The 19,340-nt window shown below is 66.5% G+C and carries 14 protein-coding genes; 3 read left to right on the top strand and 11 right to left on the bottom strand.

Translation table 11 applies throughout. From position 1 onward, the window contains the following. Positions 1-9 precede the first annotated feature (9 nt). Together CWS39_RS15345 and CWS39_RS15340 are read right to left on the bottom strand one after the other, a co-directional pair. Positions 10-777, bottom strand: a complete 768-nt coding sequence (locus tag CWS39_RS15345; protein ID WP_199178137.1) for a CPBP family glutamic-type intramembrane protease — start codon at positions 775-777, stop codon at positions 10-12. Between the two features lie 48 nt (positions 778-825). After that, entirely contained in the window at positions 826-3,216 is a 2,391-nt protein-coding gene (locus tag CWS39_RS15340) for a phosphoketolase family protein (protein WP_102143842.1), read from the bottom strand. An 83-nt stretch (positions 3,217-3,299) separates the two neighbouring features. Here CWS39_RS15340 and CWS39_RS15335 point away from each other — a divergent pair, with 83 nt between their 5' ends. From CWS39_RS15335 to CWS39_RS15325, 3 genes are read left to right on the top strand one after another with little or no spacing between them, the layout of a single operon-like run. Further along, positions 3,300-3,878 (top strand): LLM class flavin-dependent oxidoreductase, encoded by a 579-nt coding sequence (locus CWS39_RS15335; RefSeq protein ID WP_233213525.1) that lies wholly within the window; start codon positions 3,300-3,302, stop codon positions 3,876-3,878. Further along, positions 3,875-6,184, top strand: a complete 2,310-nt coding sequence (locus CWS39_RS15330) for a CaiB/BaiF CoA transferase family protein (protein ID WP_431306133.1) — start codon at positions 3,875-3,877, stop codon at positions 6,182-6,184. The genes CWS39_RS15335 and CWS39_RS15330 overlap by 4 nt, the downstream gene beginning before the upstream one ends. A 25-nt stretch (positions 6,185-6,209) precedes the next feature. Then, on the top strand, positions 6,210-7,685 hold the full coding sequence (locus CWS39_RS15325; protein WP_102143782.1) for an acetyl-CoA acetyltransferase: 1,476 nt from the start codon (positions 6,210-6,212) through the stop codon (positions 7,683-7,685). A 4-nt stretch (positions 7,686-7,689) separates the two neighbouring features. Here CWS39_RS15325 and CWS39_RS15320 read toward each other — a convergent pair whose 3' ends face one another. The 9 genes from CWS39_RS15320 to CWS39_RS15280 form a co-directional block, all read right to left on the bottom strand. Then, the gene (locus CWS39_RS15320; protein WP_102143781.1) at positions 7,690-8,277 is read right to left on the bottom strand and encodes a hypothetical protein; all 588 of its coding nucleotides are present in this window, start codon (positions 8,275-8,277) and stop codon (positions 7,690-7,692) included. 33 nt (positions 8,278-8,310) lie between these two features. Beyond that, positions 8,311-9,546 carry an NAD(P)/FAD-dependent oxidoreductase gene (locus CWS39_RS15315; protein ID WP_102143780.1) on the bottom strand — a complete coding sequence of 412 codons (1,236 nt, stop codon included), beginning with the start codon at positions 9,544-9,546 and terminating at the stop codon, positions 8,311-8,313. Positions 9,547-9,552: 6 nt separating this feature from the next. Then, complete coding sequence (locus CWS39_RS15310; RefSeq protein WP_199178138.1) at positions 9,553-10,290, bottom strand: DUF72 domain-containing protein; 738 nt, start codon at positions 10,288-10,290, stop codon at positions 9,553-9,555. Positions 10,291-10,336: 46 nt separating this feature from the next. Next, positions 10,337-10,669 carry a TfoX/Sxy family protein gene (locus tag CWS39_RS15305; RefSeq protein ID WP_102143779.1) on the bottom strand — a complete coding sequence of 111 codons (333 nt, stop codon included), beginning with the start codon at positions 10,667-10,669 and terminating at the stop codon, positions 10,337-10,339. Positions 10,670-10,745: 76 nt separating this feature from the next. Continuing rightward, positions 10,746-13,100 (bottom strand): endopeptidase La, encoded by a 2,355-nt coding sequence (lon, locus tag CWS39_RS15300; protein ID WP_102143778.1) that lies wholly within the window; start codon positions 13,098-13,100, stop codon positions 10,746-10,748. Positions 13,101-13,290: 190 nt separating this feature from the next. Then, positions 13,291-14,298 (bottom strand): esterase family protein, encoded by a 1,008-nt coding sequence (locus tag CWS39_RS15295; RefSeq protein WP_102143777.1) that lies wholly within the window; start codon positions 14,296-14,298, stop codon positions 13,291-13,293. Positions 14,299-14,484: 186 nt separating this feature from the next. Then, positions 14,485-15,711, bottom strand: a complete 1,227-nt coding sequence (locus CWS39_RS15290; RefSeq protein WP_102143840.1) for an alpha-hydroxy acid oxidase — start codon at positions 15,709-15,711, stop codon at positions 14,485-14,487. Positions 15,712-15,720: 9 nt separating this feature from the next. Further along, entirely contained in the window at positions 15,721-17,121 is a 1,401-nt protein-coding gene (locus CWS39_RS15285) for a mechanosensitive ion channel domain-containing protein (RefSeq protein WP_102143776.1), read from the bottom strand. After that, the gene (locus CWS39_RS15280) at positions 17,118-19,274 is read right to left on the bottom strand and encodes an adenylate/guanylate cyclase domain-containing protein (protein ID WP_102143775.1); all 2,157 of its coding nucleotides are present in this window, start codon (positions 19,272-19,274) and stop codon (positions 17,118-17,120) included. Before CWS39_RS15280 ends, CWS39_RS15285 begins: the two co-directional genes overlap by 4 nt. Positions 19,275-19,340: the final 66 nt, after the last annotated feature.

Here is a 19,340-nt window from a genome sequence, read left to right as displayed (position 1 = left end):
GCGCGTGCCTCAGGTCGACAGGTGCCAGACCATGGCGGCCGCCAGCGCGCCGAGCCCGTTGAGCGACCAGTGCAGCGCGATTGGCGCCAGCAGGCTGCCGCTGCGACGCCGCAACCAGGAAAAGATGAAACCGGCGACCGCGGTGGCCACCACCGCGAGCAGCACACCGGCGATCGTGCCCACGACCCCGCCGCCGAACACCCGGGTGAACCCGACGTTGCTGGTGGTCAGCCCCAGGGAGGTGGCGATGTGCCAGAGACCGAAGAGCAACGAACCGGCGGCCGCGACACCGCGGAACCCCCAGGCGCGGTTCAGCGCGCCCTGAAGGACGCCGCGAAACGCCAACTCCTCGGGGATCACGGTCTGCAGCGGAATGATGATCATCGACGCGATCAACGCGCCCGAGATGGTCGCGTAGTTGTTGTTCATGAACATCGGCCGCGTCCAGGGCAGCAGCGCGCCGATCGCGATCACCGCACCGACCACGCCGACCGCGGCCAGCGCATAGCCCGCACCGGCCTTCCAGTGTTCGCGGCTCAGGCCCAGTTCGGCCCAGCCCAGACCGCGTGCACGTACGAGCAGAAGCAGCCCGACGGCCGCCGCCGGAACCGTGGCGATGCTGGCCCACGGCGTGGTGAAATGCGCGATGAGATTCGTCAGCGCCAGCACCACGATGACCACCGCGATATCGACGTAGGTGCGGAAATGATGCAACGCGGACAACTGGCCGACAAGCGGATGGGGATGCGGCTCCACCACCGCGGCGACATCAGACATTTGCGGTAATGATACCGGTGAGCTGGCCGTCATGGTCGGAGGAGTTGGTCACAGTTTGCTGGCCGGCCGGTAGTCGTGGTCCCACGTCCAGTCGGCGATGACCGGGTCGTCCTCGCCGTGCTCGCGGGTGTAGCGCCGCGCCGCCAGCCGGGCGTCGGTCATCCGCTGGCGTAGCGACGCGGCCTGTCCGGCCAGGCCGTCGACCCGGTCGATGACATCTATGACGAGGTGGAACCGGTCGAGGTCGTTGAGCATCACCATGTCGAACGGTGTGGTCGTCGTGCCTCGTTCTTTGAATCCACGAACATGCATGTGCGCATGGTTGGTACGGCGGTAGGCGAGTCGATGGATCAGCCACGGGTAGCCGTGATAGGCGAAGATCACCGGCTTGTCGGTGGTGAACAGCGCGTCGAACTCGCGGTCGGACAGCCCGTGCGGGTGTTCGGTGTCGGGTTGTAGCCGCATGATGTCGACGACGTTGACCACCCGCACCCCCAACTCGGGCAGTTCGCGGCGCAGAATGTCGGCCGCGGCAAGGGTTTCCAGCGTCGGGATGTCGCCGGCACAGCCCAGCACGACATCAGGCTCGCCGGTTGTGGTGCTCGCCCAGTCCCAGATGCCCAGGCCCCTCGTGCAGTGCGCGATCGCCTGCTCCACGTCGAGGTAGGTCAGTGCGGGCTGCTTGCCGGCGACGATCACATTGATGTAGTGGCGGCTGCGCAGGCAGTGATCGGCCACCGACAGCAGCGTGTTGGCGTCCGGCGGCAGGTACACCCGCACCACCTCGGGCCGCTTGTTGGCCACGTGATCGATGAAGCCCGGATCCTGATGCGATGCGCCATTGTGGTCCTGGCGCCAGACATGCGATGTGAGGAGGTAGTTCAACGACGCGATAGGCCGCCGCCAATCGAGCCGGGCGCTACTGGACAGCCACTTGGCGTGCTGGTTGAGCATCGAGTCGACGATGTGCACGAACGCCTCGTAGCAGTTGAACAGCCCATGCCGGCCGGTCAGCAGATAACCTTCGAGCCAGCCCTGGCAGAGGTGCTCGGACAGCACCTCCATGACGCGGCCGTCGGCGGCGAGGTGTTCGTCGTCGGCCTCGATCTCGGCCAGCCAGGCCTTGTCGGTCGTGTCATACACCGCCGATAGCCGGTTCGACGCCGTCTCGTCGGGACCCATCAGACGGAATCGATCGGGATTGCGGGCGATGACATCTCGCAAGAAGGTGCCCAGCACCTTGGTCGCCTCGGCGGTCGCGGTCGCCGGTTTGTCCACGGCGACGGCGTAATCGGCGAAGTCGGGCAGGTCGAGTTCCCGCAGTAGCAGTCCGCCGTTGGCGTGCGGGTTGGCACTCATCCGGCGCTCACCGGTGGGCGCAAGTCGTCGCAGTTCGGGCCGCACCGCGCCGGCCTCGTCGAACAGTTCATCGGGTCGGTAGCTGCGCAGCCACTCCTCAAGCTGGGCAAGGTGTTCGGGGTTGGTACGCGTTTCGGCCAGTGGCACCTGATGCGAGCGCCAGGTGCCTTCCACCTTCTTGCCGTCGACCTCCTTGGGGCCCGTCCATCCCTTCGGTGTGCGCACAATGATCATCGGCCACAACGGTCGGCCGGCCTCGCGGTCAAGCCGCGCGGCGCGTTGGATCGCGGCAATCTGATCGAAGGCTTCGTCCAGCGCGGTCGCCAGCTGCTGATGCACATTGGCCGCGTCATCACCGGCGACGGTGATCGGCCGGTATCCGTAGCCGTACATCAACGATTCGAGTTCTTCTTGCGGAATCCGCGACAGCACAGTCGGATTGGCGATTTTGTAACCGTTCAGATGCAGGATCGGCAGCACCGCACCGTCGGTGACCGGGTCGAGGAACTTGTTGGAGTGCCAACTCGCGGCCAACGGTCCGGTCTCGGCCTCGCCGTCGCCCACCACACAGGCCACCACGAGTTCCGGGTTGTCGAACGCGGCGCCGTACGCGTGCACCAGCGCGTAGCCGAGCTCACCGCCCTCATGGATCGAACCCGGTGTCTCAGACGCCACATGGCTGGGGATGCCGCCGGGAAAGGAGAACTGGCGGAACAGCTTTCGCAGGCCCTCGGTGTTCTGCGGAATGGCCGAATAGATCTCGCTGTAGGTGCCCTCCAGATAGGCGTTGGCCACCAGCCCCGGGCCGCCGTGGCCGGGTCCGGTGATGTAGATGACGTCGACGTCGCGGTCGCAGATGATGCGATTGAGGTGCGCGTAGATCAGGTTCAGTCCCGGCGTGGTGCCCCAGTGTCCGAGCAGTCGCGGCTTGACGTGCTCCGGCGCCAGCGGCTCCTGCAGCAACGGGTTGTCCAGCAGATAGATCTGTCCGACGGACAGATAGTTGGCGGCGCGCCAGTACCTGTCGATCAAAGTGAGTTCATCGTCGGACAGAGTCGGGGATAGGGCCTCGGTCGTCATCTCGATCATCATGGTCCTGATGGGTGAACAATGCGTGAGGTCTATACCCGAATGCCGGGGGGTTAAGCATTAGCCTGGCGGGCGTGCCGGGATTCGCGCTGCCGCAGTTCGGCGAGGAGTTCCGCGCCAGCCTCGATCCGTTCGTCGCGCTGACAGTGGCCGCGACCGCGACCACCCGGGTCAAGCTGGGCAGCAATGTGCTCGTCGCCGCGTGGTATCCGCCCGTGCAGCTGGCCCGCCAGCTGACCAGCATCGCCGGGATCAGCGGCGGGCGGCTGCTGCCCGGCTTCGGCATCTGCTGGTCGCCCGAGGAGTATCAGACGGCAGGCGCGCCGTTCCGCCGGCGCGGTGCCCAGCTCGATGAGGCGCTGGACGTGCTGGAGGTGCTGTGGACCACCAACCCCGTCGTGCACCACGTCGACGCATTAAAGTGGCAACGCATCGTCATCGACGAGCCCGCCCGGGCGGCGGGGCGGGACCCGCAGGCCATCCACACCTACGTCCGTGTCAATGTCGCGGCAGGCATCGGAATCGAGCAGGTTGCCGCCACCATTGAGACGCTCGCCGACCACGGCTTTCCCGCTGTCTTCGTGGATTTGATGTTCGTGGTGTCCGGAACCGACGCCCATCTGGAATGGGTGGAAAGGCTGCTGGCGCAGTGAATCAGACGCAGGGGCCGCTCGCCTCGATGCGGGTGCTGGATGTGGGCGGCGCCGAATCCGACGGGGTGACACGGCTGTTCGCCGATCTGGGCGCTGACGTGCTCAAGATCGAACCGCCCGGCGGCAGCGCGGCGCGGGATGCGTTGCCCGCCGTCGCCGGTGTGAGCGTCTCCTTTGCCGTGCACAACGCCAACAAGCGTGCCGCAGTGCTGGATCCGGCGAAATCTGCTGACCGGCAACGGTTTGTCGATCTTGCCGGTACCGCCGACGTCGTCGTCGACAGCGGTATTCCCGGCCACGCCGTCGCGTTCGGGGTGTCGTGTGCGGAACTGTCGCAGCGGTTCGGCCAACTGGTGGTGTTGTCGGTCACCGATTTCGGCAGCACGGGTCCCCGCGCGGCGTGGCAGGCCACCGACGCCGTGCTCTATGCGCTGTCGACCGCCTTGTCCCGGTCGGGTCCGACCACCGGCCGGCCGGTGCTGCCACCGGAGGGCCTCGCGTCGGGCACCGCGGCGGTGCAGGCGGCATGGGCCACCCTGGTGGCGTACTATCACCGATTGCGCTGCGGCCAAGGCGATTACCTCGACTTCTCCCGCCTCGAAGCGGTCCTGCTTGGACTCGATCCGCCGTTCGGCTCGGAGGGCCAGGCCGCGGTGGGCTTCAAGCGGGCCAACGAACTGTGGCGCGGGCGGCCCCGCAATCAGCAGATCTATCCGATCTTCGCCTGTCGAGACGGATTCGTCCGGATCTGTCTGCTCTCGGCTCGGCAATGGCGCGGAATGCGGGTGTGGCTCGGCGATCCGGAACAGTTCCGCGACCCCAAATACGACACCATCGCCGCGCGTTACGCCGCGTCACACGAACTCAACGAACTCCTGGCCGAGCTGTGCGCATCGAGAAGCCGGGACGAACTGGTCGCCGAGGGGCAGGCCCGCGGCGTTCCCATCGCCCCGGTACTCAGTCCCGCAGAAGCGTTGACCACCGGGCACTTTCGCGCCGTCGGCGCATTGACCGACATCGACCTTGCGCCGGGGACCCGCGCCGTGGCGCCGACGGGCCCGTTCGTCGTGGACGGACGCCATGCCGGCATCGTACGGCCCGCCCCTGGTGTCGGCGCGGACGAACCGGTCTGGCTCACACCGCGATCCGAACACCTGGCCGCCGACGTGACGGGCCCGCGGCGCCCGTTCGAGGGCCTGCGAATCATCGATCTCGGCGTGATCGTGGCCGGGGGTGAATTGGGCCGGCTCTTCGCCGACCTCGGCGCTGAGGTCATCAAGGTGGAAAGCGCCGCCTATCCCGACGGACTGCGCCAGACGCCTCCGGGGGCGGTGATGAGCCGGTCCTGGGCCCTGACACACCGCAATGAATACGCGCTCGGGCTGGATTTGCGCCCGCGGGCCGGTGCCGATCTGTTCGCCCGACTGGTGTCGGGAGCCGACGCCGTCTTCGCCAACTTCAAACCGGGAACCCTTGCATCACTGGGCTTTTCGTATGAGAAGCTGCGCACGCTCAATCCGCACATCGTGCTCGCCGAAAGCAGCGCCTACGGCGCCACCGGACCGTGGAGCGGGCGGATGGGTTATGGCCCGCTGGTCCGTGCCGCCACCGGAGTCACCCGGCTATGGGCGGACGACGGCAACTTTTACGACGCCACCACCGTCTTCCCCGACCACGTCTCGGCCAGGCTCACCGCGATCGCGGCGTTGGCCGCACTGATCCACCGCCATTACACCGGATCCGGTGCGCAGGTGCACATCTCGCAGGCCGAAGCCGCGGTCAACCAGCTCGCCGTCGCCTATGTCACCGAGGCCGCGCGCGGCGTCCCTCTTCCGGTGACCGACAACAGCAGCGCGCACGGTGTGTACCCGTGCGCCGGTGAGGACGAATGGTGCGTCGTGTCAGTGCGATCCGAGGCCGACCGTCGTGCGCTGGCCGAAGTGATCGGGTCGGCGGCGCCGGCCGAGTGGACGGCGGCCCGTGACAAGACCGAGGTCGCCGAAACCCTGCAGCGCGCAGGTGTGCCCGCCGCCCCAATGAATCGCGCGGTCGATGTACTGGCCGACCCGCAGGTGGTGTTCCGGAAGGTGTACACGGACATGGAGCATCCGCTGTTCGACGCGCCGATGCCCACCGAGACCGCCCCGGTGCCGTACCGCCACATCCCGCGTGCCGAGTTGAGACCGGCGCCGATGCCCGGCGAACACACCCGCGAGATCTGCGACAAGGTGCTGGGGCTGTCCACCGAGGACATCGATGGCCTCATCGCCGACGGCGTGCTGTTTACTCACCAAGGACCCTCATGACGCGCGAACGAGGAAGGTGCGCGCAATGCCCGTCGACCCCAGAACGCCGGTGCTGATCGGCCACGGCCAGGTGAACCAGTACGACGACGACCCCGGCGTAGAACCCGTCGATCTGATGGAGGCGGCGGCTCGCGCCGCGGCCGACCCGCGGGTGCTCGAAGCCGTCGAGTCGGTACGCATCGTCAATCTGTTGTCGTGGCGCTACCGCGACCCCGGCCTGCTGCTTGCGCAGCGGATCCGCGCCGACGCTGCGGACACCCGCTACAGCGGCATCGGCGGCAACGTGCCGCAGACGTTGGTCAACCAAGCGTGTCTGGACATCCAGGCGGGCCGCGTCGATGTCGTGCTGATCGCCGGGGCGGAAGCCTGGCGCACCCGAACCCGGCTGCGGGCACGCGGCACCAAACCCGACTGGACGAGTCAGGACGACTCGGTTGCGTTCGCCGAGAGCGCCGAGGACCCGGTACCGATGGCCGGCGACGCCGAAATCCGGATCAAACTGGACCGGCCCGCCTACGTGTACCCGATGTTCGAGCAGGCGCTGCGTACCGCGGCGGGGGAGTCGACGCAGGAGCACCGCCGCCGCATCGGCAACCTGTGGTCGGGGTTCAGCGCAGTGGCAGCGGACAACCCGCACGCCTGGAGCCGCGACGCGGTGTCCGCCGACGAGATATGGCAACCCGGCCCCGACAACCGGATGATCAGCTGGCCGTACACCAAGCTGATGAACTCCAACAACATGGTGAATCAGGGTGCGGCCCTGATCCTGGCGTCCGCGGAGAAGGCGATGTATCTCCAAATCCCTTCGGAGCGTTGGGTTTTCCCATATGCAGGTACGGATGCGCATGATACCTATGCGATCGGCGAGCGCGCGGAGTTCTACACCTCGCCGGCGATCCGCATCGGTGGGCGGCGGGTGCTGGAGCTGGCGAACGCGAGCCTCGACGACATCGCCCTGATCGACATCTACTCCTGCTTCCCGTCCGCTGTGCAGGTGGCCGCCCGCGAATTGGGTTTGCCGATCGGCGACTCGCGCCGGCCGCTGACCGTCACCGGCGGTCTGACGTTCGCGGGCGGCCCGTGGAACAACTACGTGACTCATTCGCTCGCGACGATGGCCGAGCAGCTGACCGCGAACCCGGGTCGACTCGGCTTGATCACCGCCAACGGCGGCTATCTCACCAAGCACAGCTTCGGGGTGTACGGCACCGAGCCGCCGACGCACGAATTCCGTTGGGAAGACGTCCAATCCGAGGTTGACCGCGAACCCACCCGCGCCGCGGCGGTGGAATGGTCTGGCGTCGGCACCGTCGAAGCGTGGACCACGCCGTTCACCCGCGACGGCGTGCCCGAGAAGGCCTTTCTGGCGGTGCGGACCCCAGAGGACTCCCGCACCCTCGCCGTCATCACGTCGCAGGCCGACGCCGCCGCCACCGTCGCCGAGGACATTGCCGGGGCCAAGGTGGCCGTGCATGCCGATGGAACCGCCAGCCTGCAATAGCCGACTATGCGGGCACGTCGGTGTAGGCCCAGGTGACTCCCTCGGCGGAGAAGGTGAAGCCCTTGCGTGTCGACTCACTGGTGCACGACACACCCGTGGCCTCCTGCACGTTGCAGCGGAACCCGGCTGCGGCCAGCACCTTGTTGAACGGCAGGGCATTCGCCGGGCCGGAATCCAGCCAGAACTCTGGTTCCTCCAATGCGGCGAAGCGCGGGTCGCCGTCACGGTCGACCAGAATGGCGTTCGGCGTTGTGGTCTCACCTGACGCGCCGGTGACCGAGTCGGGTGCGCCTGCGATACCCAGCATCGAACCGCTCGCGGACTGGCAGCCGGCCTTCACCCGCGGCACGATCGCGCAGCGCCACCGACCACTGGGCGTGGTGAAGTAGTACGCCGTCTGTCCGTCGACGTGCGCCGCGTAGTCAAAGGCGTCGACCAGGTGAACGTTGCTGGCCGGCGTGGTCACCGGCGCCGGCGCGTCCCCTTTGGCCGGCGGCGGCTTCTCGCCGGTGTTGACGATGTGTCCGGACGTGCAACCCGCCGCGACCGATATCACCGCGGCGAGTATCAAGGTGCGACGTAACCCGTCCATCGGGCCCAGACTGCCGGAACGCGACAGCGCCGATCAACTCGGGGTCAGCTCACCCAGCGCCTGTTGCGGGTCTGCAAGTCGGTCGGGGTCCACCGGTGTGCGAGACCGGATGATCGCCTTGACGTCGTCGAGCACATCCCAGACGTTGACATTCATTCCGGCCAGCACCCGGTTGTCGTCGTCGAGCCAGAACGTGACGAACTCGCGGCCGTCGACGTCGCCGCGGAACACCACCCGCGAATACTTGGGTGCGTACCCGGCGTACTCCATGCCCAGGTCATATTGGTCGGTGAAAAAGTAAGGCAGCTCGGCGTATTCGGCCTTCTTACCGAGCATCGTCGCCGCCGCGACCGCCGGCTGCTTGAGCGCATTGGCCCAGTGCTCGGTGCGGATACGGGTACCGAACAGCGGATGCTCGGCGGCCGCGATGTCGCCGACGGCGAAGATGTCGGGATCGCTGGTGCGCAGCGACGGATCGACAAGCACCCCGCCGTCGCCCATCGCCAGGCCGGCCCGCTCGGCGAGCGCCGTGTTGGGCGCGGCGCCGACGGCCACCAGGACCGCGTCGGCGTCGACGGTGGAGCCGTCGCCGAGCCTCAACCCGGTGGCCCAGCCGTTCGCTGTGGTGATCTCCTGCACAGATGCCCCGAGCCGCAGGTCGACGCCGTGGTCGCGATGGAGTTTGGCGAACACCTCGCCGACCTCCCGGCCCAGTGCACCCATCAGCGGCACCTCGGCCATCTCGACGACGGTGACGTTCACGCCGCGCTCGCGGCCCCCCGCCGCGACTTCGAGACCGATCCAGCCTGCGCCGACGATCGCCAGCGAAGAGCCTTCTGTCAGGGCCGAATTCAATGCCGCGGCATCGTCGATGGTGCGCAGGTAGTGCACACCTGCCGCGTCGGCGCCAGGTACCGGCAGGCGGCGCGGATCGGAGCCGGTGGCCAGCAGCAGCTTGTCGTAGGCGACGGTGGTGTCGTCGGGCAACGACACCGTGTGCGCCTTGGGATCGATCGCCGAGACCTCGGTACCGAGCTGAAGTTCGACATGGTGATCGCGGTACCAGGCCGACGGGTCGACGGTGAAGTCGTCGAGCGTCTTCTTGCCGGCCAGGTATTCCTTGGACAGTGGCGGTCGCTCATACGGAAGATGGTCTTCGGCGGCGAACAACACGACGTGGCCGTCAAAATCATTGTCCCGCAATGCTTCGGCGGCCTTCGCGCCGGCCAGCCCACCGCCGACTATGACGAATGTGGTCGACGTTGTCATACCCGTTTAGGGTACTCCGGCCGCGACAAGCTCCTTGAGCTTTCGGGCATTCCGCACAGCATGGCCGCCGAGGTCGTTGTTGAAGTACACGTCGACCGTCCGGTTCTCTGCGTGCCACTGCAGAATCCGGTCGGCCCACCATCGCAAGTCGTCATCGGAATAGTTGCCGGTGTATTTGGATGCCGGTTCCGGCCCATGCATCCGGATGTACACCAGCCCGCTGGTGGCGCGCGGCACGCACGGCAGGCCGAGGCCGCTCATCACCACGTAGGCGGTGTGGTGGCGCTCGAGGATGGCGTAAACGGCGTCGTTGTCCCAGGACCGGTGCCGCAGTTCCATCGCGACGGGAATCCAGTCCGGCATGCATTCGAGGAAGTATTCGAGCCGCTCGTCGTCGCGCTCCATGTCGGGATGCAGCTGCACCAGCAGCGCTTCGCGGCGGTCCCCGAGCGCCGTCCAGCACCGCTTGAACCGCTCCACCCACGGCTCCGGGGAGCGCAACCGCCGGTAATGCGTCAGGCCCCGATGCGCCTTGACCGACATGGTGAATCCGTCCGGCAGGCGTTGGCGCCATCCGGTGAAGGTGGTGTCGCGCGGCCAGCGATAGAAGCTGGCATTCAGTTCGACGGTGTCGAACTCCGCGACGTAGTGGTCCAGCCGGCGCGACACCGCGGTGCCCGGCGGATACAGCACGTCGGTCCAATGGTCGTAGGACCAGCCCGACGTGCCGATCCGGATCATCAGATCACCACGTTGTGGCGCGCCGCCCACGCGATTGTGCGTACCCGACTCACTTGGGAGGCAAACTCTTCGCGTAGTCCACGCCGCGGCGCACCCAGGTCTGCAGTTGGCGTTTCGTCGCGACGCCGTCAGGTGCGACGTGCAGCCAGCCGCGCATCTCGCGACCGGACATCACCATCGGCTCGACGTGCTCGCTGCGCGTGAGCTTCGCGGTATCGGCGCGGGGGACACGCACCAGAAGACCTCCCCGGCCGCTGGCCGCGACCGCCATATTGCCGTTGATCAGGAAGGCCAGCCCGCCGAACATCCGCTTTTCGTCGACGCCGCGCTCGGACGCGACCAGTTCACGGATCCTGTCGGCCAGGTCCTCGTCGTATGCCATCGCTCACCCGCTCGAGATTGCACTGAGGGTCGTGATCCTGGTGGATCAACGACCCTCAATGCAATATCAACGCGAATTAGGCCGCGACCGCCGCCGCCTGCTCGGCCGGCACCAACGCCTGCGCGACGATCTCGGCGACATCGGTCATCGGCTTCACCTCGAGCGATTCGAGCACATCATCCGGCACGTCGTCCAAGTCCGGCTCGTTGCGCTGCGGAATGAAAACCGTTGACAGCCCGGCACGTTGGGCGGCCAGCAGCTTCTGCTTGACCCCGCCGATCGGCAGCACGCGACCGTTCAGCGTCACCTCGCCGGTCATGCCGACGTCCGAGCGGACCTGACGCCCGGTGGCCATCGACACCAGCGCGGTCACCATCGTCACGCCCGCCGACGGCCCGTCCTTGGGCACCGCGCCGGCCGGCACGTGCACATGGATCCGGCGCTCGAGGGCCGACGGGTCGATGCCGAGATCGTCTGCGTGTGAGCGGACGTAGGACAGCGCAATCTGCGCCGACTCCTTCATCACGTCGCCCAGCTGACCGGTCAGCTGCAGACCCGGCTCACCATCGGTGGCGTTGGCCTCGATGTAGAGCACGTCGCCGCCCAATCCCGTGACGGCCAAACCGGTCGCCACACCGGGCACCGCCGTGCGTTCGGCCGATTCCGGCAGGAACCGCGGACGGCCAAGGTATTCAACGAGATCGGGCTCGTCGATGACGATCGGCCCGGCTTGCCCAGCCAGTTTCGTCGTCACCTTGCGCAGCGCCTTGGCCAGCAGCCGCTCGAACTGCCGCACCCCCGGCTCGCGGGTGTAGTCCGCGGCGATCTTGCGCAGCGCGGCCTCGGTGACGGTGACGTCGGCGGCGGTCAGCGCGGCCCGCTCCCGCTGCCGTGGCAGCAGGAAGTCGCGGGCGATGGCCACCTTGTCGTCTTCGGTGTAGCCGTCGATGGTCACCAGTTCCATCCGGTCCAGCAGCGCCGACGGGATGTTCTCGATCACGTTGGCCGTGGCCAGGAACACCACATCGGACAGGTCCAGATCCAGGTCCAGGTAGTGGTCGCGGAAGGTGTGGTTCTGCGCGGGGTCGAGCACCTCCAGCAGCGCCGCCGCGGGGTCGCCGCGGTAGTCGGCGCCGACCTTGTCGATCTCGTCGAGCAGTACGACGGGGTTCATCGAGCCCGCCTCGCCGATCGCCCGCACGATGCGGCCGGGCAGCGCACCGACGTAAGTGCGGCGGTGGCCACGGATTTCGGCCTCGTCACGCACGCCGCCCAGTGCGACGCGGACGAACTTGCGGCCCAGCGCCCGCGCGACGGATTCGCCCAGCGACGTCTTACCGACGCCGGGCGGACCGGCCAGCACCATCACCGCGCCGGAGCCGCGGCCGCCGACCACCTGCAGCCCGCGCTCGGCGCGGCGCGCCCGCACCGCCAGATACTCGACGATGCGGTCCTTGACGTCCTCCAGCCCGTGGTGGTCGGCGTCGAGGATCTCCCGTGCGGCCGTCAGATCCGTCGAGTCCTCGGTGGTGACATTCCACGGCAGGTCCAGCACGGTGTCGAGCCAGGTGCGGATCCAGCCGCCCTCCGGGCTCTGCTCGCTGGCGCGTTCCAGCTTGCCGACCTCGCGCAGGGCCGCCTCGCGGACCTTCTCGGGCAGGTCGGCGGCCTCGATGCGGGCGCGGTAGTCATCGGACCCGTCAATTTCGCCCTCGCCGAGTTCCTTGCGGATGGCGTTGAGCTGTTGGCGCAGCAAGAATTCCTTCTGCTGCTTCTCCATACCCTCGCGGACGTCTTCGGCGATCTTGTCGTTGACCTCCACCTCGGCGAGGTAGTCGCTGGTCCAGTCGATCAGCACGCGCAGCCGCTCGGCGACGTCGGGTGTCTCCAGCAGCTGGCGCTTCTGCACGTCGGTCAGATACGACGCGTAACCCGCCGTATCGGCCAACGTCGACGGATCGGTCAGCCTGTTGACGACGTCGACGATCTGCCAGGCTTCGCGCCGCTGCAGCATGGCCAACAGCAGCTTCTTGTACTCGGCGGCCAGTGCGCGAGTCTCGTCGGTGATCTCGGATTCCGTCACTTCCTCCACCGAGACCCACAACGCCGCGCCCGGACCGCTGGCTCCGGCGCCGATGTGCGCGCGAGTTTCACCGCGTACCACCGCGGCGGTTCCGTTGCCACCCGCGCCTAATGTCGCCGGCCCAGGGGCTCCGGCGATCCGCCCGACCTGCACGATCGAGGCCAGCACGCCATACGACGGGTAGCGGTCATCCAGGCGCGGGGCGATCAGCAGCTTTCCTGACGCGCTGGCCCGCGCCGCATCGACCGCGGCACGTGCGGCGTCGTCCAGTTCGATCGGCACCACCATGCCGGGCAACACGATCGGATCCGACAGAAACAGCACCGGCACTGATAAGGCTTGCGCCATCAATCCTCCAAAGTTTGAGTCCGATGCGCTCAACCTTGGCGGTGGCCGGTTTGTTCCCGGGCTTGTTCGCCGCCAGCGATTTCGGCGCATTTGGTTGCGCTCACCGCGACCAGATGCGCCGAAATCGCACAAATGCAGGGAGCCTGCCGTCGGGGGGATAACGGCAGGCTCCCTGGTTGTGGGTGGATCTCTAGGCGGACGCTTGCGCCCCCAGCACCCGCTGGATGTCGGGCTTCATCTGCTGCAGCTGCTGACCCCAGTAGCCCCAGCTGTGCGTTCCGTTCGGCGGGAAGTTGAACACCCCATTGGTGCCACCCGCAGCGACGTAGTTGTCGCGGAAGGTGATGTTGGTGCGCAACGTGAACCCTTCGAGGAACTGCGCGGCCATCAGATTGCCGCCCGAGGTGCCGGCGTCGAGCTCCGACGGAGTGCCGGTGCCGCAGTACACCCAAATGCGGGTGTTGTTGGCCACCAACTGTCCGATGTTGACCATCGGGTCGTTGCGCTTCCACGCCGGGTCAGACGACGGGCCCCACATGCTCTCCGCGTTGTAACCGCCGGCATCGTTCATCGCCAGCCCGATCAGCATCGGCCACCAGCCCTCGGAGGGGTTCAGGAAGCCCGACAGCGTCGCGGCGTAGATGAATTTCTGCGGGTAGTAGATCGAGTAGGTCAGCGCGGTGCTGCCGGCCATCGAAATGCCGACGACGGCATTGCCGTTCTGCGACACACCCTTGTTGGCCTCCAGCCATGCCGGCAGTTCCTGGGTCAGGAAGGTCTCCCACTTGTAGGTGTAGTCCTGCCCATTGCCCTGCGACGGCCGGTACCAATCGGTGTAGAAGCTCGACATACCGCCGACCGGCATGACCACCGACAGACCCGACTGGTAGTACCACTCGAACGCAGGGGTGTTGATGTCCCACCCGTTGTAGTCGTCCTGCGCGCGCAGGCCGTCGAGCAGATAGACGGCGTGCGGTCCGCCGCCCTGGAACTGAATCCGGATGTTGCGGTTCATCGACTGGGAGAAGACATCGAGGTATTCCACGGGCAGCCCTGGCCGGGAGAACGCGCCCGCGGTTGCCGAACCCCCCGCGAAGCCGATCAGCCCGGGCAGTGTCACCGCTGCCAGGACACCCACCATCAGCCGGCGCAGCAACGCTGCGCCGGAGGCGCCGTGCCTCTTTCTGAAGAACTTCATAACGGCAACCAACCCACCTTTCTCGGACTATCTCTGCATGCCACAAGCAATTGCCGTCGCTGTGCGTGGGTAATACAACACGAGCCACATCAGCCACATCAGCATCAACACTCACATGCCATGTCGCGGTTGGCTAACGATTACGACTCAGCCCGAAATCGACGCGGGGTTACCTGCGGGAACGCCTCAGCGCACGAGCCGGTGCAGTTGTGTCACATGCCGCGGCGAGAGGTCCTCGAGCCGGGTGACGCCCAACAATCGCATCGTGCGCACGATCTGCCCGGACAGGATTTCGATCGCCCGGTCCACGCCCGCCTCACCGCCGGCCATCAGGCCGTAGAGATAGGCCCGGCCGACCATCGTGAAGCGGGCTCCAAGCGCGATCGCGGCCACGATGTCCGCACCGGACATGATGCCGGTGTCCAGCAGAATCTCGGTGTCGCGGCCGAGTTCGCGCGCCACGCGCGGTAATAGGTGGAACGGCACCGGCGCCCGGTCCAGCTGGCGACCGCCGTGGTTGGACAACACGATGCCGTCCACGCCGAGGTCGACGACGGCCTTGGCGTCGTCGAGCGTTTGAATGCCCTTGACCACCAGCTTGTTTGGCCATTGCTGTTTGATCCACGCGAGATCCTCGAATGTGACGGTCGGATCGAACATGGTGTCCAGGTACTCGGCGACGGTGCCGGGCCATCGGTCGAGCGAGGCGAAGGACAGCGGTTCGGTGGTCAGCAGGTCGAACCACCAGCGTGGACGCGGAATGGCGTCGAGCACCGTCCGCAGCGTCAGCGTGGGCGGAATCGACATGCCGTTGCGGGTGTCACGCAGCCGCGCACCGGCGACGGGCACGTCCACCGTCACCAGCAGCACGTCGTAACCGGCTGCCACCGCGCGGTCCACCAACGCCATCGAACGGTCCCGGTCCTTCCACATGTACAACTGGAACCAGTTGCGGCCGTGGGGGTTTGCAGCCTTCACGTCTTCGATCGAACTGGTGCCCAAGGTGGACAACGCGAACGGGATACCCACCCGGGCCGCGACGTGTGCGCCGGCTACCTCGCCGTCGGTGTGCATCAACCGGGTGAAGCCGGTGGGCGCGATCCCGAACGGCAGCGCCACTTGCGCGCCGAGCACATGCCACCCGGTATCCACGTTTGTGACGTTGCGCAGGACGCTCGGGTGAAACTCGATGTCGCGGAAGGCCTGTCGGGCCCGGAGTAGCGAGATTTCGTCCTCGGCGGCGCCGTCGGTGTAGTCGAACGCCGCTTTCGGTGTGCGCCGCTTGGCAATCCGCCTCAGATCCTCGATGGTGAGGGCGTTGGCCAGGCGCCGCGCGGTGCGGTCGAATTGCGGTCTGCGAAATCCCAGCAGCGGGGCCAGTTCACGCGGCCGCGGCAGACGACGTCGAGTCACACCGATCACCTATTTGATGGCCGCCGCCAGCACACGCTTGACATGGGCCTTGCGTTCTTCGATCGCACGGCCGATCTCCTGCAGCAGCACCGGCTTTCGCGCAACGAGTTCTTCGATGTGCTCACGTTCTATCTCTAGCACGGTGACCTCGTCGAGGGCAGATGCCGTCGCGGACACCGGTTCACGCGTGAGCGTCGTCTGTCCCAGGAAGTCGCCCTCCTCCAGCGTTCGCACCGGGACAATCGAGCCATCCTCACCGGTGGCGATCACTTGGACGCGGCCGTTCACCACGAACGTCATCCGCTTCGGTACCTGGCCCGCGAACTGGATGGTTTCGCCGGTCCCGTAGCGGGTGAGGCGCACGCAGGGCTGCAGTTTCTGCTGTTCGGTCTGATTCAGCCGCAACGTCGGGGCGATGATCCGCAGCGAGGTTTCCAGTCGCTCGGGTGTGGCGAACTCGTCTTCGGCCTCGTCGAGATGCAGCCCGGCGCGACGCGACGCGTACCAAACCCAGCGCAGGAAAGTTGATTTGGCGGTGAAGTCGTCCGCGGGGCTGCGCAACGGGATCGACGTGTGATATTGCAGGCCGCCCGCCGACACGCTCGACGGCGTCGCCCCGGGCCGCAGCTGCGGCAGGGCACTGGCCGCGCGCGTCAACATGGCGCAGACGTCATCCGGCGGGTCGTCGAGCGAGAACACCGTCGTGACAGTCAGCGAATGTGTGCCCGGCGGTCGGCTGAGATTGGTGAACGACGCCGCCGCCAGAGCCGAGTTCGGCATGATAAGCAATCCAGCCCCGGTGTCGATATGCGTTGCGCGCCAGTTCACCTCGACGACGCGGCCGCGTGCGGACGGCGCGTCGATCCAGTCACCCAGCGCGAACGGCTGCTCGAACAGCAGCAGCAGGCCCGAGATGATCTGGCCGACGGAGTTCTGCAACGCAAGACCCAACACGATCGACCCGATACCCAGTGCGGCGAACAGGCCGCCCACGTTGGCGCCCCAGATGTAGGCGAAGATGATGCCGACGCCCACGGCGATCAGTGCGAAGCGTGCCACGTCGAGGAATATCGACGGGATTCGCTTGCGCCAGCTGCCTTCGGGTGCCGCCTGGAACAGGGTGGCGTTGAGACCCGACAGCAACAGCACCAGCACGACGAAGCCGAACACGGTCGCGACGATCCGCACCGGCGTGGCCTCGCCGGAGATCTGCAGGGCCGGCACCAACAGGACAAGCAGTGCGCCGAGCGGCAGGATGTAATTGCGCACCAGGCTGACCGGACGCGCCAGCACGCTGTTGCGCCGGATCAGTGCGTTGTGCAGCTCGGTGAGAAGGACCAGCCCGACGGGCAACCCGATCGCCACCGCGACCGCCCAGTAGAACCACGGGGCGTCCAGCGCGCTGCTCACGTCAACCGCCAGATCGGTTCTGCGCCGTCGTCACCACCCACATCGCCGGCGGGGGTGAAATCGCGCGTGTCGCGCATCGCGTCATATACCCGTGACGTGACGTAGATGCCCGGCTGTGGAGAGCCGCTTTGCACCCGGTACGCGAGATTGACTGCGGCGCCCCACATGTCGTAGGCCAGATTGGACCGGTCCACCAAACCGCTGGAGACGGTGCCGGTGTCGATGCCGGCCCGCAGTTTCAGCGAGTGGCCCGTCTCGGCGTTGAACCGGTCGATGATGCGCTGCATTTCGACGGCGAAGTCGACGGTGCGACGCACGTTGTCCAGCCGTGGCACGCTCAACCCGCAGCTGGCCAGGTACCCGTTACGCAGCGTGCGCACCCGCTCGATGCCGAGATTCTCTGCCGCTGCGTCGAATTGGCGGACCAGCTTGTTGACGATCGACAGCGCGTCGTCGCTTGACATATCGTGGGTGATCTCATCGAGGCCGACGGTGTCGGCGAAGATCACCGTCACGTTCTGGTGGTCCTGCGCGATGGTCTCTTCGCCTTCGCGATAGCGCTGAACCACAGGTTCGGGCATCAGCGACAGCAACAGGCGGTCGTTCTCGCGGCGCTGCTCGGCGAGCAGTTCCTCCTTGATCGCCAGATTGCGGCTCATCTCGTTGAAAGCGACTGTCAGATCCCCGAATTCGTCGCGGGACAGCACCGGCAGGTTGACCTTGTAGTCGCCCGAGCTGATCTGCTGGGCGCCGGCCTCCAGCCGTCGGATCGGCCTCACGAACATTCGGGCCAACAGCATGGCAGCCACGCACACCACGAAGATGATCACCGCCGTGGACAGCACCAAGGTGCGGGTGAAGCGCGCCACCGGAGCGAACGCCTCCGCAGTGTCGATCTTGGCGATGATCGACCAGTGCAGCCCCTCCAGATCAACCGGAGCGTATGCCTGCAGCGTTTCCTGTCCCAGATAATCCTTTTCGACGATGGTGCCGGTCTGCCCGCGCTGTGCCTGTCGGGTCGCTTCCGACGCGACCGGCTGCACCAGCGTCGTGCCACCCTGTCGGATGGAATCCTCGGCGACGTCAGGTGGCGTGCCTGCGTCCACGACATCCTGTTTGAAACGCTGCGGATCTTCCAGAAACAGCCGTGAATCCGACCGCATCAAATCATCCGGACCGACCAGGAACGTCTCACCCGTCCTACCCATGCCGGCGGCTTCCCACTGCTTGTCTGCCGTCATCGTGCGGTTGATCTTGAAGATGGGGAACTGTAGCGCCAGAACACCTTCCACCCGGCCCGGCGGTCCGACGGGCGACACCATCCACGCGGTGGGTTCGTCGGCGGGGAGGTAATCGCCGAAATCGGTGATGCCGACATAGTCGACGACGTTGGAGGCCAGCGCCTTCTGGTAGGCCTCACTCAGCTCGTTCTCGCGATACGGACCGTTGAGAATATTGGTGCCCAGATCCACACCCTTGTACGCGGTGTAGACGACGTTGCCGCGGGTGTCGAGCAGCAGGGCGTCCTCGAACTCGAACCGGGTGACGAGTTCGCGGAAGAATTCGTTGAAGCGCGCGTTGGCCGCCGACCAGGCACTGCCGTCGCGGGCGTCGTCGAAGCGGATCGCCTTGTTCCAGTCGGAGAACGGTGCCGTGTAGTGGGCCTGTAGGTACCGCTGGGCGGCCGAAGTCGGCAGCAGGCCGCGGATGTCGACCTGTTCGCCGGTCTGTTTCAGCTCGCTGCTGGTGAGGTGGTTGCGGTAGTAGTCGACGACGGACTGCCATTGCTGCGGACTGATGGTCGCGCCGTTGAGTTGGTCGAATCCGGCGGTGAAGGCCTGGATGGCTTCGGTTGTCGTGGTGCCATGCGAATAGAGCACAAGCGAGTTCTTCAGGTCGGAGAACTCTGCTTCCAACTGACGGGCTTGCGACGCGCGGATCTCGGTCAAGCCGTCGAATACGGCTGCCCGCAGCGAACTGCGCCCCGACTGGTAGCCGATGAAACCCACCACCGCGGCCGAGAGGACGCTGGTGAGCAGCAACATCACCAGCAGTTTCGACTGAATGCTGATACGGGACAGCACGCGGCGCCGCAGACGTTTGGCTGCGGGCTGCGGCTCGACCGCGGCGTCTGGCTGCATCGTTGAGGTCATTCGAATCCCGAAGACTAGCCCGCCCAACTTGCCGACCGCAGGACTGTGGGCAAATCGTTGCCATCC

This window comes from Mycobacterium hubeiense (assembly GCF_002838065.1).
GTDB classification, from domain to species: domain Bacteria; phylum Actinomycetota; class Actinomycetes; order Mycobacteriales; family Mycobacteriaceae; genus Mycobacterium; species Mycobacterium hubeiense.
This window is presented reverse-complemented; position numbering and strand designations above follow the sequence as displayed.

What these genes read in the sequence shown, in the direction of transcription:
- CWS39_RS15295 (WP_102143777.1), bottom strand. Translation starts at nt 14,298, where the DNA reads ATGAAGTTCTTCAGAAAGAGGCACGGCGCCTCCGGCGCAGCGTTGCTG.
- CWS39_RS15320 (WP_102143781.1), bottom strand. Translation starts at nt 8,277, where the DNA reads ATGGACGGGTTACGTCGCACCTTGATACTCGCCGCGGTGATATCGGTC.
- CWS39_RS15305 (WP_102143779.1), bottom strand. Translation starts at nt 10,669, where the DNA reads ATGGCATACGACGAGGACCTGGCCGACAGGATCCGTGAACTGGTCGCG.
- lon (WP_102143778.1), bottom strand. Translation starts at nt 13,100, where the DNA reads ATGGCGCAAGCCTTATCAGTGCCGGTGCTGTTTCTGTCGGATCCGATC.
- CWS39_RS15340 (WP_102143842.1), bottom strand. Translation starts at nt 3,216, where the DNA reads ATGACGACCGAGGCCCTATCCCCGACTCTGTCCGACGATGAACTCACT.
- CWS39_RS15280 (WP_102143775.1), bottom strand. Translation starts at nt 19,274, where the DNA reads ATGACCTCAACGATGCAGCCAGACGCCGCGGTCGAGCCGCAGCCCGCA.
- CWS39_RS15315 (WP_102143780.1), bottom strand. Translation starts at nt 9,546, where the DNA reads ATGACAACGTCGACCACATTCGTCATAGTCGGCGGTGGGCTGGCCGGC.
- CWS39_RS15325 (WP_102143782.1), top strand. Translation starts at nt 6,210, where the DNA reads ATGCCCGTCGACCCCAGAACGCCGGTGCTGATCGGCCACGGCCAGGTG.
- CWS39_RS15345 (WP_199178137.1), bottom strand. Translation starts at nt 777, where the DNA reads ATGTCTGATGTCGCCGCGGTGGTGGAGCCGCATCCCCATCCGCTTGTC.